We start from the raw sequence: 19884 nt of genomic DNA on the forward strand, positions 1-19884 counted from the left end.
GCTATATGTGCAGCCTGTGTCCAACGTATAAAATTTTGTTGTAATATCTATCCTATTAAAAGCATGATCATTTTATCTCGCGGATTCAAATCTGAAGTGCATAACGTTTAGGCGGCTTTAGCCGCCAAGTGATCCTGCATCAATTTTGCAGGCGTTTCAAATCCAAGTGTCTTCCTCGGACGATTATTAAGTTGCTCAAGTACTGGTATAACTTGCGCTGGTGTTACCGCCTTAAAATCTGTGCTCTTCGGCCAATACTGGCGTAGTAATCCATTCGTGTTTTCATTCAATCCGCGCTCCCATGAGTGATAAGGGTGAGCAAAATAAACAGGAACACTTAAAGCCTCTGTGATTTGCTCGTGATAAGCGAACTCTTTTCCATTGTCAGCCGTGATGGTATGAAGCGCTGACCTATATGGCCTTAATAGTTCTATCGTCGCCGCAGTGACGGCTTGTGCTGTTTTGCCTGCCACCTGCGTTGATACAGTGAATTGGGTGACCCGCTCTACAATGGTAACAAGGGCGCCTCGATGACCTTTACCTATGACGGTATCTATTTCCCAATCTCCGATACGACCTTTCTCATCAACTATTTGTGGGCGTTCTTCAATGCTAACGCGATTTTTTATTTGCCCTCGGTTTGTTTTACCATGACTGCGCTTGTGATATTTCTTACCGTGTCGGCGCAGATGTAGGTATAACTCACCACCTGCTTTTTTATCTTCCCAGATATACAGATAAATGCATTCATGGCTGACAGACCGTTCACTTTCTTTACGCAACCATCCCGTTATTTGTTCAGGGCTCCACTTCTCATTAAGCTTCTGGGTAATTAAAGCCATCATTTCAGGTGTCATCTTAAGCGGTTTTCTTACACTTCTTCGGCGAAACAAAGCCCGCTCATGAGCTTGTTTGTGTCTGTAACCTCGCTTACCTGTATTTCTAGAAAGCTCTCTTGAAATCGTAGATTGCGATAAATTAGTTAGCTCAGCAATACTTTGTTGCGTAAAACCACTTTTCTTTAGAACGGCGATCTGGCATCTTTGCGCATAGGTCAGTTGTTTGTAATGTCTCATTGTAAAATCTCTTGCCGGAGAAAAAGTAGTTAGCTTATGAGCAACTGACCACTTAATCTACCCAAAACAAGTTATGCACTTACAATTTGAATCCAGGTCTTCTTAAATAACTCTCTACGTTAAAAATTATTAATAGCTGACAGAATAGGGGCAGGAGGGGGAGCAATACAGGAAAATGCAGAGAGCAATTGGAGATAACAACTCTATGTCATAATTTTTCTTTGTCATCGCGCTATTTCCTCAGCGCTATAATAGATCACTAATTTAATACAATAGGTATGACTTTTCAGATGATATAGGTGAATAGTACCATCTATAGTGTTGTGAACTGGAAGACTACTTTCAAATGAGACATATTTTTCAAGCAAATCAATCTCATTATTAGCAACGTATTCAATGTTTTTCATCCATCTTCGGTGCAGATCACACCTACAACGAGAATGAATAAGATAGCATGAAGCTTATATTCGACTTTAGATTGCAGTTATTCGTCGGATATTATTGAAAAATGTTCATCAAAAATTAATTGTATGGGACTTCTATTTATAAGAAACCTATTCGATCATGCTGTAGCTAAAATGGAAAGCTCATGATTTCCCCATGATGAGGGAAAATCTATTTAACTGTTATGTTAAGCTTTTACCGAGCGATATGCAGTTCGACATCGTGCTCATTGAGTAAAGTAAGTATACTTTCGGGTGGCTGAGCATCGGTAATAAAGTTATCTGCCTGTGAGATATTACCTAATTTTACCATCGCATACCGACCGAATTTAGAGTGATCTGCAGCAAGTAAAACTTTACGTGAATTTTCAATGATTGCCTGGGCTACGCGCACTTCACGATAGTCAAAATCAAGTAACGCACCATTTTCTTCTATGCCACTAATACCTATAATGCCAAAATCCATACGAAATTGTTTAATAAAATCCTCTGTGGTCTCACCAATAATCCCGCCATCTCTGTGCCTAACTTCTCCACCTGCGATAAGTACAGAAAAATCTTTCTTAACACCTAATATAGCCGCAACATTAAGATTATTAGTTACAACTTTCAAATTTTCATGACCAAGAAGTGCTTTCGCGATTGTTTCTGTTGTAGTGCCTATGTTTATAAATAAGGAAGAGCCATTAGGTATCATACGAACTACATGCTGTGCTATTTTTTGTTTAGCTTCTAAGTCCATGATTTTTCTAGTTTGATATGCTGTATTCTGAATGCTTGAAATGGCACTAGCGCCGCCATGATGACGTCTCAATTTATTTAAATTAGCAAGATAAGCCAGATCTCGTCTTATTGTTTGTGGTGTAACTTCATAATGACTTACTAGTACTTCAATAGAAATTGAATCTCTTTCTTTTAATAATTTTAGTATGGATTCGTGTCTTTGGTCTTGAGTCATTTTTTTCGCATTTTAAATTTAGTTAATAGTAAATTATAGGTTAAGAGCTAACAAATGAAAATCACATATAAATAATTATATATTAAAGTTGTATTTTTGTTGTATGTAGCAATTAATCCATGTAATAGTACAAAAACGAAAATAACCGAAAGTAAAAGTGAAAAAATAATGAATAACTATATCCTTTCAATTGATCAAGGTACGACTAGTTCTAGAAGTGTGCTATTTGATTTAAATGGTAATATTGCATACCTAGAACAACAAGAATTTGACCAGCACTTTCCAAAAGATGGTTATGTAGAACATAAACCAGAAGATATTTGGGCTTCTGTACAGCAAACAATGACAGCTGTAATGAAACACCTAGACCCTCAACACGATAAGGTTATTGCCATTGGTATTACTAACCAACGTGAAACGACAATAGTATGGGATAAAATTACTGGTGAGCCCGTTTATAACGCGATTGTATGGCAAGATAGACGTACGTCAGAGTTATGTAATGATTTAAGGGCCGCAGAAAAAGAAGAGTTAATTAGAAAAAAAACCGGCCTTTTAATAGACCCATATTTTTCTGCAACTAAAATAAATTGGATTTTAGAAAATTGTCCCGATGCTAGAGAAAAAGCAGAAAAAGGCGATTTAATCTTCGGTACTGTCGACACTTATTTATTGTGGAAATTGACAGGCGGAAAAGAGCACCGCACAGACGCAACGAATGCTTCGCGAACTATGCTCTTTAATATTCATACCCAAGAATGGGACGTGGAATTACTTGAACTTCTGAATGTGCCAATAGAGATGTTACCAGAAGTAATGGATTCATCAGATGATTTTGGTGTAACAGATGAACGCTATTTAGGTTACGAAGTACCTATTCTTGCAATGGCAGGAGACCAACAGGCAGCGTTATTTGGGCAAACTTGTTTTCAACCAGGAATGGCTAAAAGTACCTATGGTACAGGATGCTTTATGATGGTTAACACTGGCGATAAAGTACTTGAATCTGAAAATAGACTTCTCAGTACAGTAGCTTATAGATTAAATGGGAAACCAACTTATGCGCTAGAGGGGAGTATTTTTATTGCAGGTGCTGCAATTCAATGGCTTAGAGACGGTCTACAATTAATCCAAAAAGCTGAAGAAACAGAGTCACTTGCATGCAATACCTCACTAGATCACGGTATATATATGGTACCCGCTTTTACAGGATTAGGTGCTCCTTATTGGGATTCTAATGCGCGAGGTGCAATTTTTGGCTTAACCCGAGATACGGGTATAAAAGAGATCGTAACAGCTGGATTACAATCAGTTTGTTTTCAAACTAAAGACCTTCAAAAGTCAATGGAAGCTGATGGCGTAAGACCACAGGTACTAAGAGTTGATGGCGGTATGGTAATAAATGGCTGGCTTATGCAATTTTTGTCAGATGTTTTAGGAGCCGAAGTTGACCGTTCGACCATAAGTGAAACTACTGCTTTGGGTGTAGCTTACTTAGCAGGTTTAAAAGCGGGTGTATTCCCATCACTTGAATCATTAGCGACTAACTGGAATTGCGATAAACGATTTGTTCCTAACATGACTAAATCAAAACGTGATGAATTATATGCCGGATGGTGTAATGCGGTAAAAAAAGTACAAAGCGAATAATAAGCCGCTTAACTATAAAACCATAGCAACATATCTATTAAGGTTTATTAGTGGAGACTATTTTTATGATACCACTAAATACTCCAAGCGTAAAAATAAATAAGTTGATACTTATCTTATGGTAATTTTCAGCTGTAAAAAAGTTTCAAAATATTCATGGTTTATACTTATGCAATAGATATCATTATTGAGGGTGGTTTTATGTTTATAATTAATAAGGAATATTAAAATGTCACCTTTCTTAGCTGAAATACTAGGAACTGCACTGCTTATTTTAATTGGGGGCGGGGTTGTAGCCAATGACATACTAAAGAAAACACTAGGCCATGGCGGCGGTTGGATGACGATTACCACTGCTTGGGGACTTGGTGTTTTTATCGGCGTGGTTGTTGCCGGTCCCTATAGTGGAGCACACCTTAACCCTGCAGTAACAATAGGCTTAGCCGTAGCTGGATCATTTCCATGGTCCGAAGTTCCAAGTTATATTTTAGCGGAATTTATTGGCGCGATGGTTGGCGCTTCGTTAGTTTATGCAGTTTATAAAGATCATTTCGATGCCACTGACGATCCCACCTTAAAACGAGCTGTTTTCTGTACATCTCCAGCTATACCAAATACGTTTAGAAATATACTTAGTGAAATAATAGGGACCTTCGTTTTATTAATTTGTGTTTTTTACTTCTCTTCAGCTGAAATTGACGATGGCTCTGGCGTAAAAATAGGCTTAGGTTCAATAGGCGCTATACCTGTTGCTTTTGTTGTTTGGGGTATTGGACTTTCTCTGGGTGGGACTACTGGATATGCAATAAATCCAGCTCGAGATTTAGGCCCGCGAATTGTACATTCTTTATTACCAATAAAAGGTAAAATTGATAGTAACTGGGGTTACTCATGGATCCCGGTAGTTGGTCCAATAATAGGGAGTGTTTTAGCAGCTTTATTATATATATTAGTTAAATAATTGAAATATAGTTATTTAATTTTACTAAAAAATGATTATACACAGACTACTTTTCTGAACACACAAAAGAAAAATATAATTTATATAAGCAATATAGTTAAATAAAAAAGGGCGTGTAGCCCTTTTTTATTTAAAGCTAAGGCTATTACCAATACAAAAATATAAATAAAAAAGTATAAAAAATTTATATATCGCGACGGCGGAATTATCGATTACCACTTTGACTTAAAAATTAATAACCCAGGCTTAATTTTATATCCGCATTTTAATTCAGAGCCAAAAGCAGGGTGGTTTGATAAAAATTTAAAACGTAAAGTATCACCACTTAATTACGACAACGTAGTGATGATTACCCCATCAAAAGAATTTGTAGCAAGCTTACCTTACGGAAAAATTCCAGACAGAAATGACTTTACCGATCTCGATGCCGATACACGCATTAAATATTGGAATACCATTTTTAGTGAAACCGAAAAATTGGCTGAAGCGTTTGATAAAATACTTTCACGCCAAACTAAGTCGTAAAATTATTAAATATCATTTAATAATTGCCTGAAGATTTAAACGCTGTTAAATTCTTAGTAGGAAATGTAAAAATTAATTAGATGTATGATGAAAACTCTGTACATTTTTTTACAACTTTAAGTTTGTAGGTTTAAATGAAATATGAAGAAAAGCTTTTAGCTATTTTAAAAGAAGCTAGTGTATTAACTATCGGAGAAGCCGAAGAATTCCTGAGGTCCAATTTAGAAAAACTGCATGAAACTGGAGAGCTATCATTAGGTAATGACAAAGATCTATCAGGTAAACCTTTAGAGTTAAGGGTTAAAGAACTTTTTAAAAAAGCGGGTTTCAATATTAAAAACGGTAGAAATGGATATGAAGATTTTACTATCTCTCCAGATAATAACTTCTCAATCCAAGATAGTATTGTAATTGAGGTTAAATCTTCTAAAAATATATCTCCAAAGTTAAGTGATCTTAGACAGTTAGATGACTGGGTTTTTAACTTATCAGGTGAAGAAAATGCTAGAAAACATGGGCTCGGGTCTTCTGAGCAGTTCACTTGGAGTGGTGGTATGACTAAACATCCAACACCACATAAAGGATTATTTATCTTCAATGGCCCAATTGGACATGACTTTAATGAACGTCTTAATAAATTTATTCATCCATCACAATTAGACTTTTTAAACAAAAGAAACTTCTGCGCTATTAGTCTTAATAAACTGGTTTACCTCCTTAGTGGGGATAAAGAATCTGCTTGGAATGCTATTCATGAAACAATAGGAGAATTTAACTAAGAGACCTGACCTAAATAATTGAAACTCTCATTATCTAGGAATTGTATTTCAACCCATAAAATACGTTATGTTAAATAGCATGGGTTTTAATAAAGCGAGCGTGATTATACAAACCAGCCCGCTTTTAGGAGAGTAATTTGGTGGTTAATTAAGCTCTGAATCAACCCAAAACTTAGTACCTTTTAATACAGCTTGTAGTGCAAGGCCATTTTCGGTTACAGAATATACAGTCACTTGATCTGCAATCGCTTCGGCAACCAGTGCACCGCCTTTATCTTCGTATTTAGCTGCTGCATCAGCGTTTCCGCCAAAAGCCCAACCATGTTCAATAAATCTATTTAATGCAGCTTGGTTATGAAAAACCATTACAACGTTAAAATCTTTTACACCTAAACCAAGCCCTAAACCGGCTTCACCCATATTCATGTAAGTCGATTTACCTGTAAGGTTATTTTTAACTACGCCGTAACCGCCACCAAAACTGGCTAAAACAACATTTACGTTCGCGTTATCAAAAACAGCGTAACCAGCCGAATTAGCAATTTGTTTCTTAACATCAGGTTTTTCAGCGTATAATTTATCTAATGTATTTGTTTTCATACTTTGTACAAGTGAACGTTTTTCGCTTGGTGATGCGCTACCTGTAGTAGCACACCCAGTTAACGCAACAGTTAAAGCAAGTATGCTTAGTATAATTAGTTTTTTCATAATGTTTTCCTTAATAAGATATAGCAACCAACAACCATAGAATAATCACGGCATTAAAATAATTAGAGATTTACTATGTCCAATACTAGACAGTATCGGACTTTAACGTTATTCTGTAAGCCTATTATTTAATTGAATATTTATACATTATGCTTGTTGCTTTGGTTGATACGTTAAAACAATTAAGATATCAAATTGCCCATCTAGATGACGGTACTCTAAATTCAGAATACCCAGAACTTGCATCCTTTATACAGGAAGTTGGCTTGACTGTAACTGAATCAAAAGCCGATCTGACATTCTTATATCAGTTTTTATATGTTTATGGCAGAAAATCAGAAGCGACTTATAGCCGTTTTCGAAATGAACTTGAACGCTTTTATTTATGGTCGTGGTTAATAGCAGAAAAATCAGTATTCGATTTAAAACGTGAAGATGTTGAAGCTTACGTTGATTTTATGGTTGAACCTGATAAAGAATGGGCTGCAACTTCAGTGCAATGGCGTTATAAAGATGAGCAAGGAATTCGTAGATTAAATCAAAATTGGCGCCCTTTTATGCTAAAAGAATCGACTGCCAGCCAACAAACTTTATCGGCCATGTTTACTGCCTTAAATGTATTTTATAAGTTTGCCCTACTCGAAGAAAAAACATTCGCGAACTTTGTCCCTGTTGTTAAAAAAAATAGCCCGTATTTAGTTGTTCAATCACAAATTCAAATTCCTGATACATTAAGTGATATTCAATGGGAATACGTTTTTGGTGTAACGCGTGATTTATGCGAACATAACCCTGATTTTGAGCGAAATTTGTTTACGCTTGCCTGCTTAAAAGGTCTTTATTTACGAATTTCAGAATTATCTGAGCGCCCACAATGGTCGCCGGTGATGTCTCATTTTTGGCAAGATAATGATGGATTTTGGTTTTTACGTATAATGGGTAAAGGTAATAAATTACGAGATGTAACCTTAAGTGATGATTTTGTTGAATATTTAAAACGATACAGATTATATCGAGGTCTACCTGCCCTTCCTCGGGTTGATGAATCTGAGCCGTTAGTTCATAAAATTCGCGGTCAAGGTGGTATGACCGTAAGGCAAATTAGGCGTTTAGTTCAACAAAGTTTTGATTATGCTCAGCAATCATTACTTGATGATGGTTTTAAAGATGACGCTGAACAACTTGGCGCTGCAACTGCACATTGGCTTCGTCATACTGGTGCTACACATGATGCGCAAACCAGACCGCTCAAACATTTATCAGAAGATTTAGGCCATTCTAAAATTGCGACTACCGATCAAATTTATATTCAAACAAATATTAAAGAGCGAGCAAAATCAGGACTTAAAAGGAAAATTTAATGGAGTATTTAGTAATATCATTTATAGGCGGACTATTTTTAATTTATTCTTTAACACTTCGCCAGTTAGAAAAAACAGAAGTAACAGGCCCAATGTTTTTTGTTGTTGGGGGAATATGTTTAGCTTTAATGCTACCCAACGAAGGGAATAAAATAAAAGAAGGCGTTGATCTTTTATTACCATTTATAGAGCTTACGCTAAGTATATTTTTATTTTCTGATGCAGCTAAATCAAAGCTAAGTGTGTTAAGGCATAGTTTTCAGTATCCTAGTTTACTGTTGTTTGTTGCCCTACCCTTAACTTTATTACTCGGTATTGCTGTTGCTTTATTTTTCTTTGCTGAGCTTTCACTTATTCAAGCGGCGTTGCTCGCTATTATTTTAACACCTACCGATGCGGCATTAAGTAAAGGGTTACTAGCAAGTACACAAGTGCCTGAAAAAATACGCGAAGGAATAAATACTGAAAGTGGTTTGAACGATGGATTATGTGTGCCCATATTTTTAATATTTATATTACTCGCTAAAAATCCTGACTCAGCTATTACTGCAACACAAACATTAAGTGTGTTTGGCCGAGAGCTTGGCCTGGCTCTATTAATAGCTATTACAAGTATCGCTGTTTTTATACCGAGTTTAAACTTTGCAATGAAACGTCATTACTTTGCACAAAATACCAGTCCATTTTTATTACTCGGTTTTGCTATGGCTGTTTTTTCTGTCACTCAGTATTTTCATGGCAGTGGATTTATTGCGGTGTTTATTGCAGGCTTATTATTTGATAAATTTTCGACTGAAGAAGTTAGAACAGAATTAATTGAAGACTCAGAGCACATTGCAGATTTTACATCGCTAATGATTTGGTGCTTGTTCGGGTTTGTTTGTGCTTACTTAGTTATTCCGAAATTAAATACTGAAATTATAATTTACGCTTTGTTAAGTACAACATTGATTAGAATAATTCCAGTTATGTTGTCACTGCAGTTTACGGCATTGAATATTAAAGAGCGTTTTACATTTGCGTGGTTTGGACCAAGAGGATTAGCATCAATTGTTTTTACATTGATGGTGATTGATACGCAAATAGAAAACAAATATCAAATAGCGACAATAGCAATGACGACTATTTTGTTTAGTGTATTTATTCACGGTATAAGTACAAAGCCAATTGCAGACAGTTTCGCTAAAAAATCTAAATAGCTTTTATAAAAATTAGTGAATTTTTTGCCGAGGTATCAAGGCGTTTTTCCAGCCTCAAAAACGATCATTTAATTAAGCGAATGGGTATTAATAAAAAAAGGCGTAACTTATTTTTAAGTTACGCCTTTTTTTAACTTTTATTAGCTAAGTACCTGTGCTAGTAATTCAATTGGGTGTTTTGGTTTAAATTGTTCAAAACGTTTAACTTGGCTACGACAAGAAAAGCCCGTAGATAAAAGTTGCTCAGGTTTATTTTTATCTACAATTGGTTTCCAGCTCATTTCGTAAAGCGCACGTGAGTTATCTTGATTTTGTGCTTCGTGGCCATAAGTCCCCGCCATTCCACAGCAACCTGTATTTGTTGTTTTTAATGTTAAACCAATATCACTGAAGATTGTTTGCCAAACATTTGCTGCTTTTGGCAGTGCAGTTGTTTCAGTACAATGACTCAATAATGTAAATTCGGTATCTGTATTTTGTTTTGCACTGAGTGTTTTAAACGATTGTGTTTCTAACCATTCATGCGCAAGTTGCACATTAAATTCACCACGGTTATTTTCTAAAATTGTATTATATTCATCGCGGTAACACATAACGAGTGACGCATCTAAACCGACTAGCGGTGCATTAATATCATTTAATTTATTTAAAAACTCAGCTGCATTTTTAGCTGTAACTTTAAATTCATGCAAAAAACCTTTTACGTGTTGCGGTTTACCATTTGGTTTAAAAGGTAATAGCATTGGTTTTTTGCCAAGTTGGATTATTAAAGTAATAAAACTTTCTACTAATTCCGCTTCGTAAAAGCTCGTAAATGGGTCTTGTACTATTAATACATATTCACTTTGTTGCTCTGCATTTAATTTATTTAATAAATCAAAATCAAATTTTTGTGTTTTAGTAACACGCTTTGAAAGTGCAGGAATACTTAACTGTGGTGTATCAACATAGCCAACTGTTTTTTTAATAACATTGCTTACTAATGATGTTTTAACAATTGGGTTTATAACTTTTGCAAACTTTGCCATTAATGGCGCGCTGTTCTCTATGTTACCAACAAGGTAATCTTTTAGCGGACGCGCATAATAACTATGATAATAATTTAGAAAGCGCGAACGAAAAGTAGGAACATCTACTTTAATTGGGCAGGCAGTTGTACATGCTTTACACGCTAAACATTCATCCATTGACGCTTTTACTTCGTGAGAAAAGTCGTAAATACCTTTTCGTTTTTCGCGGCTGTGAACAAAACGTTCCCACCAGGTGATTACTTCACCTTTGTTAAGCTGCTTTTCTACTTCGAGTAAATCTACATTTTTTGACTCTTGTAAACGAAGCCATTCGCGCATTAAACTTGCGCGTCCTTTTGGTGAATTACGACGATCGCCAGTTACTTTATACGATGGACACATAGGTGAATTTTCATCGTAATTAAAGCATATGCCATTACCATTACAGGTCATTGCATTGTTAAAACTGGTTTTAACTTCTATTGATATTTGCTTATCGAAGTGCGATCTCTTTTGTCCATCAACACTAACTAGTGAGTCTTCACTATCGATAGGAGTACATATTTTACCGGGGTTGATGCGGTTGTTAGGATCGAAAGCTGTTTTTATTTTACGAAGTTGCGTATATAAATGCTCACCAAAAAATTCAGGACTATATTCACTTCGGTAACCTTTACCGTGTTCGCCCCACATTAAACCACCGTACTTAGCGGTTAGTTTTACTACCTGATCTGAAATAGTTCTAAGTAGTTTTTCTTGTTCTGGGTCGCACATATCAAGTGCTGGGCGTACGTGTAAAACCCCAGCATCAACATGGCCAAACATACCATATTGTAAATTATGACTGTCGAGTAATGCTCTAAATTCGACAATATAATCTGCTAAATTTTCAGGGGGTACAGCGGTATCTTCTGCAAAGGCGAGTGGTTTTTGAGTGCCTTTTACATTACCTAATAAACCCACTGATTTTTTACGCATTGCGTAAATTTTTAGTATATCGCTTTTATCACTGGTTAACTGATATCCAATAACGCCATTAGTTTGCTTTGCTACGCATTCATCTAGAAGCTTACAAAGTGTGTCTACTTTGTCTTTTATATCATCGTTTGATACTGCATTAAACTCGACCATGTTAAGGCCTTGCATATCTTTATTTGGCACGTCGGTTATTAAGTCCGATACTAAATTCCAAATGATGTCTTCACGCGCTAAGTTTAAAACTTTGCTATCTACGGTTTCTACCGATGTTGCGCGTGCATCAACTAAAAACGGTGAATGACGAAGTGCTGAGTCAAAGCTATCGTACTTGATATTAATAAGCGTTTTGAATTCGGCAATAGGCGTTAGGTTTAATTTAGCTTCAGTTACTATACCTAATGAGCCTTCTGAACCTGTTATTAGTCGGCTCATATCAAAAGTTAGTAAGTCATCACTTAGCACATGCTCTAGGTCGTAGCCGGTTAAAAACCTATTTAACCGTGGAAACTTAGCTAAAATAGCAGCGCGTTCATTAATTGAAATATTTAAAACTGTTTTATATAAACTACCAATTAGAGAGTCTTGCTCGGCTATAATTTTTGCTTTGTCGATGTTTATTGGTGAGGTACACATAGGTGTACCATCGACTAAATAAGTTGTAAGCCCTAAAACATGATCGCTTGTTTTTCCGTAAACTAACGAACCTTGCCCAGAGGCGTCAGTACTTATCATGCCACCAATAGTTGCCCTGTTACTAGTAGATAAATCGGGCGAGAAGAAAAAACCATAAGGTTTTAAAAAGTCATTAAGTTGATCTTTTATTACGCCGGTTTGAACGCGTACCCAGCCTTCTTCTACATTTATTTCGAGGATTTCGCGCATATAGCGAGACAAATCTACAACAATACCTGGTGTTAACGATTGACCGTTAGTACCTGTTCCGCCACCACGAGGGCCAAAAGTTAAAGATAAAAATGGGTCGCGAGATGCAGTTTGCAGTGCGAGTTGAATATCTTTTTCACTTTTTGGAAAAATAACACCTTGGGGTATTTCCTGATACACACTGTTATCGGTTGAAGCAGTAATACGCGTTGCATAACTTGCATCGGTATCTCCACTAAAACCTTGGTTTGCAATGGTGTTTAGGTAATTTGCGACAAGTTCTGTCGCGGCATCTTGCTGTGTAATTGTTGCTATCATGACGGCGATATTTTAGGGCATTTGACTAATTATATCATGGTGATGGCGAATAGAAATTGAAGATTTTACAGTTTGTAACACTCTTTTAGTCGATTTTAATGCAGCTTAAATTATACTCAAGTTAACGAGTAATGAGGTGTGTTATATGAAAAAATTACTATTACAGATCAGTGGCGTGCTATTTATTTTACTAGGGTTATTTTTTGCGGTTGTACCAGGACCATCACTTATATTTTTTATGGCGGGTTTATTGTGTTTTTCGTTTTATTACCCTAAAGCGCGACATTACTTATCACTTTGCCAAAAGGCGTTAACTAAATCATGTGCTTATTTAGATAAAAAATTAGCCCGTTAATTTAACTTTTAATTGGGTATAAAAAAATGCCAGCAATACATTGCTGGCATTTTTTATAGCTTACCTATTTATTACTTTGCTAATTTTTTAGCTAGGTATAACCATGTTTCTATTACTGTGTCTGGATTGAGTGAAACAGAGTCAATGCCCTGCTCTACTAACCATGCAGCAAAGTCTTCGTGATCTGAAGGACCTTGACCACAAATACCTACGTACTTGCCTTTTTCTTTAGCTGTTTTAATTGCCATAGAAAGTAGTTTTTTAATTGCTGGGTTACGCTCATCAAATAAATGTGCGATTAAACCTGAATCACGATCAAGACCAAGCGTTAACTGTGTTAAATCGTTAGAGCCGATAGAAAAACCATCAAACATTTCTAAAAATTCATCAGCAAGTAATGCATTTGAAGGCAGCTCACACATCATGATTACTTTAAGACCATTTTCACCACGTTTAAGGCCATGCTCTTCTAGTAATTCAATTACGCGTTTACCTTCTTCAAGGGTACGTACAAATGGGATCATGATTTCAATGTTTGCCATATCCATGTCGTTTCTTACGCGTTTTATAGCTTCACATTCTAGTGCAAAACAATCGCGGAAGTCTTCAGAGATATAACGTGCGGCGCCACGAAAACCAATCATTGGGTTTTCTTCTTCAGGCTCGTATTGCTGGCCGCCAACTAGGTTTGCGTATTCGTTTGATTTAAAATCAGACATACGCACAATTACACGCTCCGGTGCAAAAGCACAACCAAGCGTTGAAATACCTTCAACCAGTTTTGTTATGTAAAACTCTACTGGTGATTCGTAACCGGCAATCATGTCAGTAATTTCTGCTTTTAATGCATCGGTTTGCGCATCAAAATTTAATAACGCTTTAGGGTGAACGCCAATCATACGGTTAATAATAAATTCAACTCGCGCAAGGCCAACACCTGCATGCGGTAAGCGTGCAAAGTCAAAGGCGCGATCGGGGTTACCCACGTTCATCATTACTTTCATTGGTAGTTCTGGCATTTTATCAACGCGTGACGTTAGTATTTCAAAATCTAAAATACCTTCGTAAATAAAGCCGGTATCGCCTTCGGCGCACGATACTGTTACTTCTTGGCCCGCTTTAATTAAATCAGTTGCATTACCACAACCAACAACTGCTGGAATACCAAGTTCGCGTGCAATTATTGCCGCGTGACACGTACGGCCACCACGATTTGTAACAATCGCTGCTGCACGTTTCATGATTGGTTCCCAATCAGGGTCGGTCATATCGGTTACTAAAATGTCGCCTACTTGTACCTGGTCCATTTCTTTGATTGAATCAAGAACACGTACAACACCGCTACCAATTTTGTGACCAATTGCACGGCCTTCAACAAGTACATTACTTGTGCCATTTAATTGAAAACGTTCCATTACGTTTGAGTCTTCGTTTGAGCGGACAGTTTCTGGACGTGCTTGAACTATATATAGTTTGCCGTCGTTTCCGTCTTTTGCCCATTCGATGTCCATAGGACGACCGTAATGTTTTTCAATGATTACAGCTTGTTTGGCAAGATCTTGCACTTCTTCATCTGTAATCGAAAATTTATTAGAAAGCTCAGGGTCAACATCAACGATGTCTACTTGCTTACCATGTGCTTTATCTTCTGAGTAAATCATTTGTATGGCTTTAGAACCAATATTACGACGTACTACTGAAGGTTTGTTTTTAAGGAGTGTTGGTTTATGAACATAAAATTCATCAGGGTTAACCGCGCCCTGTACAACCATTTCACCTAAGCCATAGCTTGATGTAATAAATACAACGTCTTCAAAACCAGACTCTGTATCAATACTAAACATTACGCCAGATGCTGATTTATCTGAACGTACCATGCGCTGTATACCTGCTGATAACGCTACACCACGGTGATCGTAACCTTGGTGAACACGATATGAGATTGCACGGTCATTAAATAATGAAGCAAATACGTGTTTAATAGCGACCATGACTGAATCGATACCGACAACGTTAAGGAAAGTTTCTTGTTGGCCTGCGAATGATGCATCTGGCATATCTTCAGCGGTAGCTGATGAACGTACTGCAAATGAAACATCTGCTGCAGTATCGCCATGGAGTTGGCTATATGCGTCGCGAATGGCTTGATCTAGGTTTGGTTGGAATGGTGTGTCGATTATCCATTGGCGGATATCGGCACCGACTTTAGCGAGTGTATTTACATCATCAACATCAAGTGTATCTAGGATGTCATGAATTTTGGCGGTGAGTCCTGATTGATCTAGAAACTCATTAAAAGCATCTGCGGTAGTTGCAAAACCACCCGGTACTTGTACACCTGCGTTTGCGAGGTTTGAAATCATTTCGCCAAGTGACGCGTTTTTACCGCCAACTCGAGGAACATCTTGCATACCAAGCTCTTGATACCAGAGAACGTATTCTTGCACGGATCTTTCTCCAAAAAAAACAAATTGTAGGTCTAACTGTGAGAGTTAAGAAAGAAAACCTTTTATAAAGGTCGTCATCATTCTACACTGGCAACAGTCCTCACGTAAACCGTGGGAAACCCATTTTAGGGATTTAAACGCAATAAAAAGGTTAATTATGAGAACTGCTTTTTATATATCAGATGGAACAGCAATTACTTCAGAGGTATTTGGGCATGCGACTTTGTCGTTGTTTCCTATCGATTTTAATCATAAAACAATTCCATTTGTAGAAACTGAAGAAAAAGCGCACGAAATTAAAGCTTTAATTAATGCAACCGCTGCAAAAACAGGTGAAAAGCCTTTCGTGTTTTTTACTTTTGTAAATCACAATTTAAGTGAAATTATAAAATCGGCTGATGCAGTTACGTATGATTTTTTAACTACGTATAGCGAAAAAATAGAAAAAGAGCTCAATGTAGCCCCTGTTCCAAAAATGCATCGTACGCATTCTATCCACGAAAAAAGTTATGATTTTAGAATTGATGCGGTTAACTATGCTCTTATGAATGATGATGGTGGAAATATTAAAAACTTTTCCGAAGCAGACATCATTTTAATTGGCGTTAGCAGAAGTGGTAAAACACCGACAAGCTTATACTTAGCACTGCAGTACGGCATTAAAGCGGCTAACTACCCTATTACAGAAGAAGATTTAGATAATGAAGGTTTGCCTAAATGTTTAGTCCCTTATAAACATAAGTTATTTGGACTGACGATTGACCCTGAGAGGCTTGCGGCTATAAGGCATCGACGTATGGCTAACTCTAAGTATGCTTCAATTAAACAGTGCCGTATTGAGGTGCGCGAAGTAGAAATGTTGTATAAGCGTCACAAAATAGCTTACTTTAATTCTACGCATCATTCTGTTGAAGAGATTTCTGCAAAAATACTGATAGAGACAGACTTGGAGCGACGTAAGTACTGACTTACTCATCAAATTTGAAATAAAAAAACCGCAACTAAGCGGTTTTTTTTGTATCAATAAATATTATTTACGTGCGTCTTTTAGTAAATCAGCGACTAAAAAGCCTAACTCTAATACTTGGTCGGCGTTAAGGCGTGGATCACACTGTGTTTTGTAACGCTGTGCTAAGTCATCGTCAGATAAACCGTAAGCACCGCCTGTACATTCTGTTACGTGCTGACCTGTCATTTCTAGGTGAACACCACCTGCGTATGAACCTTCAGCTTTGTGTACAGCGAAGAATTGACTGATCTCGCGCATGATATTATCGAAGTTACGCGTTTTGTAACCTGAAGTCGCTTTTTCAGTATTACCGTGCATTGGATCAGAACTCCAAATTACTTTGCGGCCTTCTTGTTGAACTCTTCTTACTAGAGCTGGGAGTTTTTCTGGCAGTACGTCTGCACCCATACGCGTAATTAGCGTTAAACGACCAGGAATGTTATCAGGGTTTAATGCGTCAATTAAACGAATTAGGTCGTCTGGGTCCATACCTGGGCCAACTTTAACACCAATTGGGTTTTTAATGCCTTTAAAGAACTCAATATGTGCGTGGTCTAGTTGGCGTGTACGTTCACCAATCCAAACAAAGTGAGCAGAACAATCGTACCAATCACCCGATAAATGGTCACGACGTGTTAGTGCCTCTTCGTAACCAAGTAGTAAAGCTTCGTGAGAAGTGTATAAATCGGTTTCTTTTAAGCTTGGCGCAATTGTAGAGTTAATTCCGCACACTTCCATAAACTCTAGTGCGTCTTGAATTTTATCTGCAAGTTGTTGGTATTTTTCTTTAAGTGGATTTGCAGCAACAAAGCCCATGTTCCAGCGGTTAACCTGATGAAGATCGGCTAGGCCACCTTGTGCAAATGCACGTAATAAGTTTAACGTAGCAGCACTATGATGGTATGCAGTCATTAAACGTTGTGGGTCTGGAATGCGCGCCTCTTCTGTAAACTCAATATTATTAATGATGTCGCCACGGTAAGATGGTAAAGACACGCCATTAATTGTTTCTAAGTCTGCTGAACGAGGTTTAGCGTATTGACCAGCCATACGCGCTATTTTAACTACAGGGCATTTACCGCCGTAAGTCAATACAACAGCCATTTGTAAAATTGTTTTGAATGTATCGCGAATATTAGCGGCATTAAAATCGCTAAACGACTCGGCACAGTCACCACCTTGAAGTAAAAATGCACGACCTTCGCACACGTCTTCAAGTTGTTTGAATAGGCTTCTTGTTTCTTCTGCAAAAACTAGAGGCGGAGCCGTTTTTAATTGGCCTTCAACTGATTTAAGTATTTCTTGATCTGGGTACTGTGGCTGCTGCAGTATTGGCAGCTCTCTCCAGCTATTTGGGTTCCACGATGACATAATTTTTCCTCATTCCTACATTACCTGATAAGAAGAAATTAACGTATGCAGACCCCTATGTTCAAGGACTAAATTCACTATTTTCCAATTATTTAGTTATGAGTTAAGTATAAAAGTAATTTTACTTAACTCAGGTGGTTATATAACAATCACTTTATTTTTATTTCAAATAAACTAAAGTGATTTAAAACAAACAATTAGAGTTAATTAGTTTTAATTTTAATACATTGAGAATAAATAAGGCACAAGGGTATATTATATGTATTTTACCTAAGAACACATCATACTAAAATTGCGTTAAATGTAAGCTTAACTTTACGCGCTAAATTAATTATTAACTAACAGGGGCTATGTGCAGGTTTAAATATATGATAAGGGATTTTGTATTGCTTATTTATATGCACTTTAAACCTAGTAGAATAACGCTGTTGATTATTCTTATGCCAGAATATACTTACAACTTACACAAGGTTAATCTGCTGATTCACCACTCATCTTCCCACCCAGCCGCCAACGTTATTTAGCAAGTTGTCATAACTAAAAACTTAACTGCCAGTGATGCCTTAAATGGCTCGCATGCAAAAAGCATGTATGACATTCTAAGCTTTTGGATGATAAACCCATAGTAAAACACGTTATAATATTAATCACTAATTAGAGAAACAACCAAAACTAACACTATTATTTAGAACACAACCGCACCAAGTTCATATTACATACCTCATTTATTAGGCAATTAAGCCCTAAGTGGACTAACTCTTTAATCAATAAAACAGTACTAAATTACAGGAATAGGTAGAACCACTCACCCAGCAAGAACACATCATACGTATACTGCTTCATACGTTATCTGAACACCGAACATTATTTTATTAAATATTTACTCAATGCAAAGTGCATGCAATAATATAGAATTAGTAAGATGTGTTCTTTGAGGTGTGTCGTGGTTACTAAAGTGCAAATTAGGAGTCAGTTTGATTTAATGAACGAATTAACTTTAAGGTTAATTGAGGAATTAAACGAATGTGAGTTTTCCAGAGCAGAGTACTATAAGTTACCTGATGTAAGTAATTTAGATGAAAATAAGGTTCCTGAGTCCATACTTGTCTCTAAAATAACTGGAGCGCCGGCTCAAAAGTCAATTTTAAACTCCTTTTCTGACATTTATAAAAAATCGGGCTTAAGCAGTCGCGTTTTAAAAAGGCACCCTGGTTTACTTGTTATTAAAAATGCAGATAAACAAGCTTTAAATAATCGTATAGCACAAGTTAACAAAGCTAAAGCTAGTTTCAAAGAGTGTATATTGGCAATTGATAATAACGATGCCCGATTTGAGGCTGTTCATAATGCAATACCAAATTTAATAACACTTGCTGCTTATCGTAAGATTCACAGTGAGAGCGAATCACCATTTTCCGTTAGGTTTACTTGGATGCACAAGCACGCAACTAAAACGTTGACTAAAAAAATGGCCCTCGAAATGCTCGAAAAATCGGCCAGTTATCGAAATCCAAGAATGATAGATCAGCAAAAATGGCAATCACTTGTAGCTCAAGAACAATTACGGGTTGCTAGTTTAGGTGAAAAGAAAAAATTAAGAATTCGTCGCCCTACTCGCGTAAGCCCTCAAGTTAATGTGAGATACACAGCACAAAACCGCTATCATGTGAGCGCCGCATTACCATTTATTCTGATTAATCCAGAACCAGACGTTAAACTAGGTATCTTACCTGATTATAAAAAACCCGAAGCTCATCCTCGAAAACGTGAGTATGATTTTTTAGTTGATAGGCTATATTTAGAACAAGTTGACCGATAGCTATTATGTTAAAAAGGCCACAATATGTGGCCTTT

Annotated in this window: 14 protein-coding genes and 1 pseudogene; 9 read left to right on the plus strand and 6 right to left on the minus strand. The window is 36.9% G+C overall.

Annotated elements, in window-relative coordinates; translation table 11 throughout:
• Positions 1-107: 107 nt before the first annotated feature.
• Both AC5NT5_RS20235 and AC5NT5_RS20240 read right to left on the minus strand, forming a co-directional pair.
• Complete coding sequence (locus AC5NT5_RS20235; RefSeq protein WP_058154177.1) at positions 108-1076, minus strand: IS30 family transposase; 969 nt, start codon at positions 1074-1076, stop codon at positions 108-110.
• Between the two features lie 639 nt (positions 1077-1715).
• Positions 1716-2477 carry a DeoR/GlpR family transcriptional regulator gene (locus AC5NT5_RS20240; RefSeq protein ID WP_165743954.1) on the minus strand — a complete coding sequence of 254 codons (762 nt, stop codon included), beginning with the start codon at positions 2475-2477 and terminating at the stop codon, positions 1716-1718.
• Positions 2478-2645: 168 nt separating this feature from the next.
• Here AC5NT5_RS20240 and glpK point away from each other — a divergent pair, with 168 nt between their 5' ends.
• The 4 genes and pseudogenes from glpK to AC5NT5_RS20260 all read left to right on the plus strand — a co-directional run bounded on the left by glpK (position 2646) and on the right by AC5NT5_RS20260 (position 6392).
• Positions 2646-4127: a glycerol kinase GlpK gene (gene glpK / locus AC5NT5_RS20245; protein ID WP_024591023.1), complete on the plus strand. Its 1482-nt coding sequence runs from the start codon at positions 2646-2648 to the stop codon at positions 4125-4127.
• A gap of 229 nt (positions 4128-4356) precedes the next feature.
• Positions 4357-5088, plus strand: a complete 732-nt coding sequence (locus AC5NT5_RS20250; protein WP_024591022.1) for an MIP/aquaporin family protein — start codon at positions 4357-4359, stop codon at positions 5086-5088.
• Between the two features lie 186 nt (positions 5089-5274).
• A pseudogene (locus tag AC5NT5_RS20255) lies at positions 5275-5613 on the plus strand (patatin-like phospholipase family protein); the annotation flags it as partial.
• Between the two features lie 134 nt (positions 5614-5747).
• On the plus strand, positions 5748-6392 hold the full coding sequence (locus AC5NT5_RS20260; RefSeq protein WP_182725213.1) for a hypothetical protein: 645 nt from the start codon (positions 5748-5750) through the stop codon (positions 6390-6392).
• Positions 6393-6536: 144 nt separating this feature from the next.
• On the opposite strand, the gene AC5NT5_RS20265 is transcribed toward AC5NT5_RS20260, so the two are convergent.
• On the minus strand, positions 6537-7100 hold the full coding sequence (locus AC5NT5_RS20265; protein ID WP_024596516.1) for a lipid-binding SYLF domain-containing protein: 564 nt from the start codon (positions 7098-7100) through the stop codon (positions 6537-6539).
• Between the two features lie 149 nt (positions 7101-7249).
• Between AC5NT5_RS20265 and AC5NT5_RS20270 the strand changes: the two genes are divergently transcribed.
• Positions 7250-8461, plus strand: a complete 1212-nt coding sequence (locus AC5NT5_RS20270) for a tyrosine-type recombinase/integrase (protein WP_024596517.1) — start codon at positions 7250-7252, stop codon at positions 8459-8461.
• Positions 8461-9660 carry a cation:proton antiporter gene (locus AC5NT5_RS20275; protein ID WP_024596518.1) on the plus strand — a complete coding sequence of 400 codons (1200 nt, stop codon included), beginning with the start codon at positions 8461-8463 and terminating at the stop codon, positions 9658-9660. The genes AC5NT5_RS20270 and AC5NT5_RS20275 overlap by 1 nt, the downstream gene beginning before the upstream one ends.
• A gap of 140 nt (positions 9661-9800) precedes the next feature.
• Here AC5NT5_RS20275 and ydiJ read toward each other — a convergent pair whose 3' ends face one another.
• Positions 9801-12848: a D-2-hydroxyglutarate dehydrogenase YdiJ gene (gene ydiJ / locus AC5NT5_RS20280; RefSeq protein ID WP_494513570.1), complete on the minus strand. Its 3048-nt coding sequence runs from the start codon at positions 12846-12848 to the stop codon at positions 9801-9803.
• A 145-nt stretch (positions 12849-12993) separates the two neighbouring features.
• Between ydiJ and AC5NT5_RS20285 the strand changes: the two genes are divergently transcribed.
• Entirely contained in the window at positions 12994-13203 is a 210-nt protein-coding gene (locus AC5NT5_RS20285; protein WP_024596520.1) for a PGPGW domain-containing protein, read from the plus strand.
• 71 nt (positions 13204-13274) lie between these two features.
• On the opposite strand, the gene ppsA is transcribed toward AC5NT5_RS20285, so the two are convergent.
• Positions 13275-15650, minus strand: coding sequence for a phosphoenolpyruvate synthase (gene ppsA / locus AC5NT5_RS20290; protein ID WP_007378803.1), 2376 nt, complete (start codon positions 15648-15650; stop codon positions 13275-13277).
• Positions 15651-15807: 157 nt separating this feature from the next.
• On the opposite strand from ppsA, the gene ppsR reads away from it, so the two are divergent.
• Positions 15808-16617, plus strand: coding sequence for a posphoenolpyruvate synthetase regulatory kinase/phosphorylase PpsR (ppsR, locus tag AC5NT5_RS20295; protein WP_007583184.1), 810 nt, complete (start codon positions 15808-15810; stop codon positions 16615-16617).
• Between the two features lie 63 nt (positions 16618-16680).
• Here ppsR and AC5NT5_RS20300 read toward each other — a convergent pair whose 3' ends face one another.
• On the minus strand, positions 16681-18030 hold the full coding sequence (locus AC5NT5_RS20300; protein ID WP_024596521.1) for a class II 3-deoxy-7-phosphoheptulonate synthase: 1350 nt from the start codon (positions 18028-18030) through the stop codon (positions 16681-16683).
• A 943-nt stretch (positions 18031-18973) separates the two neighbouring features.
• On the opposite strand from AC5NT5_RS20300, the gene AC5NT5_RS20305 reads away from it, so the two are divergent.
• Complete coding sequence (locus AC5NT5_RS20305; protein ID WP_494513571.1) at positions 18974-19849, plus strand: DNA replication terminus site-binding protein; 876 nt, start codon at positions 18974-18976, stop codon at positions 19847-19849.
• The last annotated feature ends 35 nt before the right edge of the window (positions 19850-19884 follow it).

The organism is Pseudoalteromonas sp. J2K-J599 (assembly GCF_059295115.2).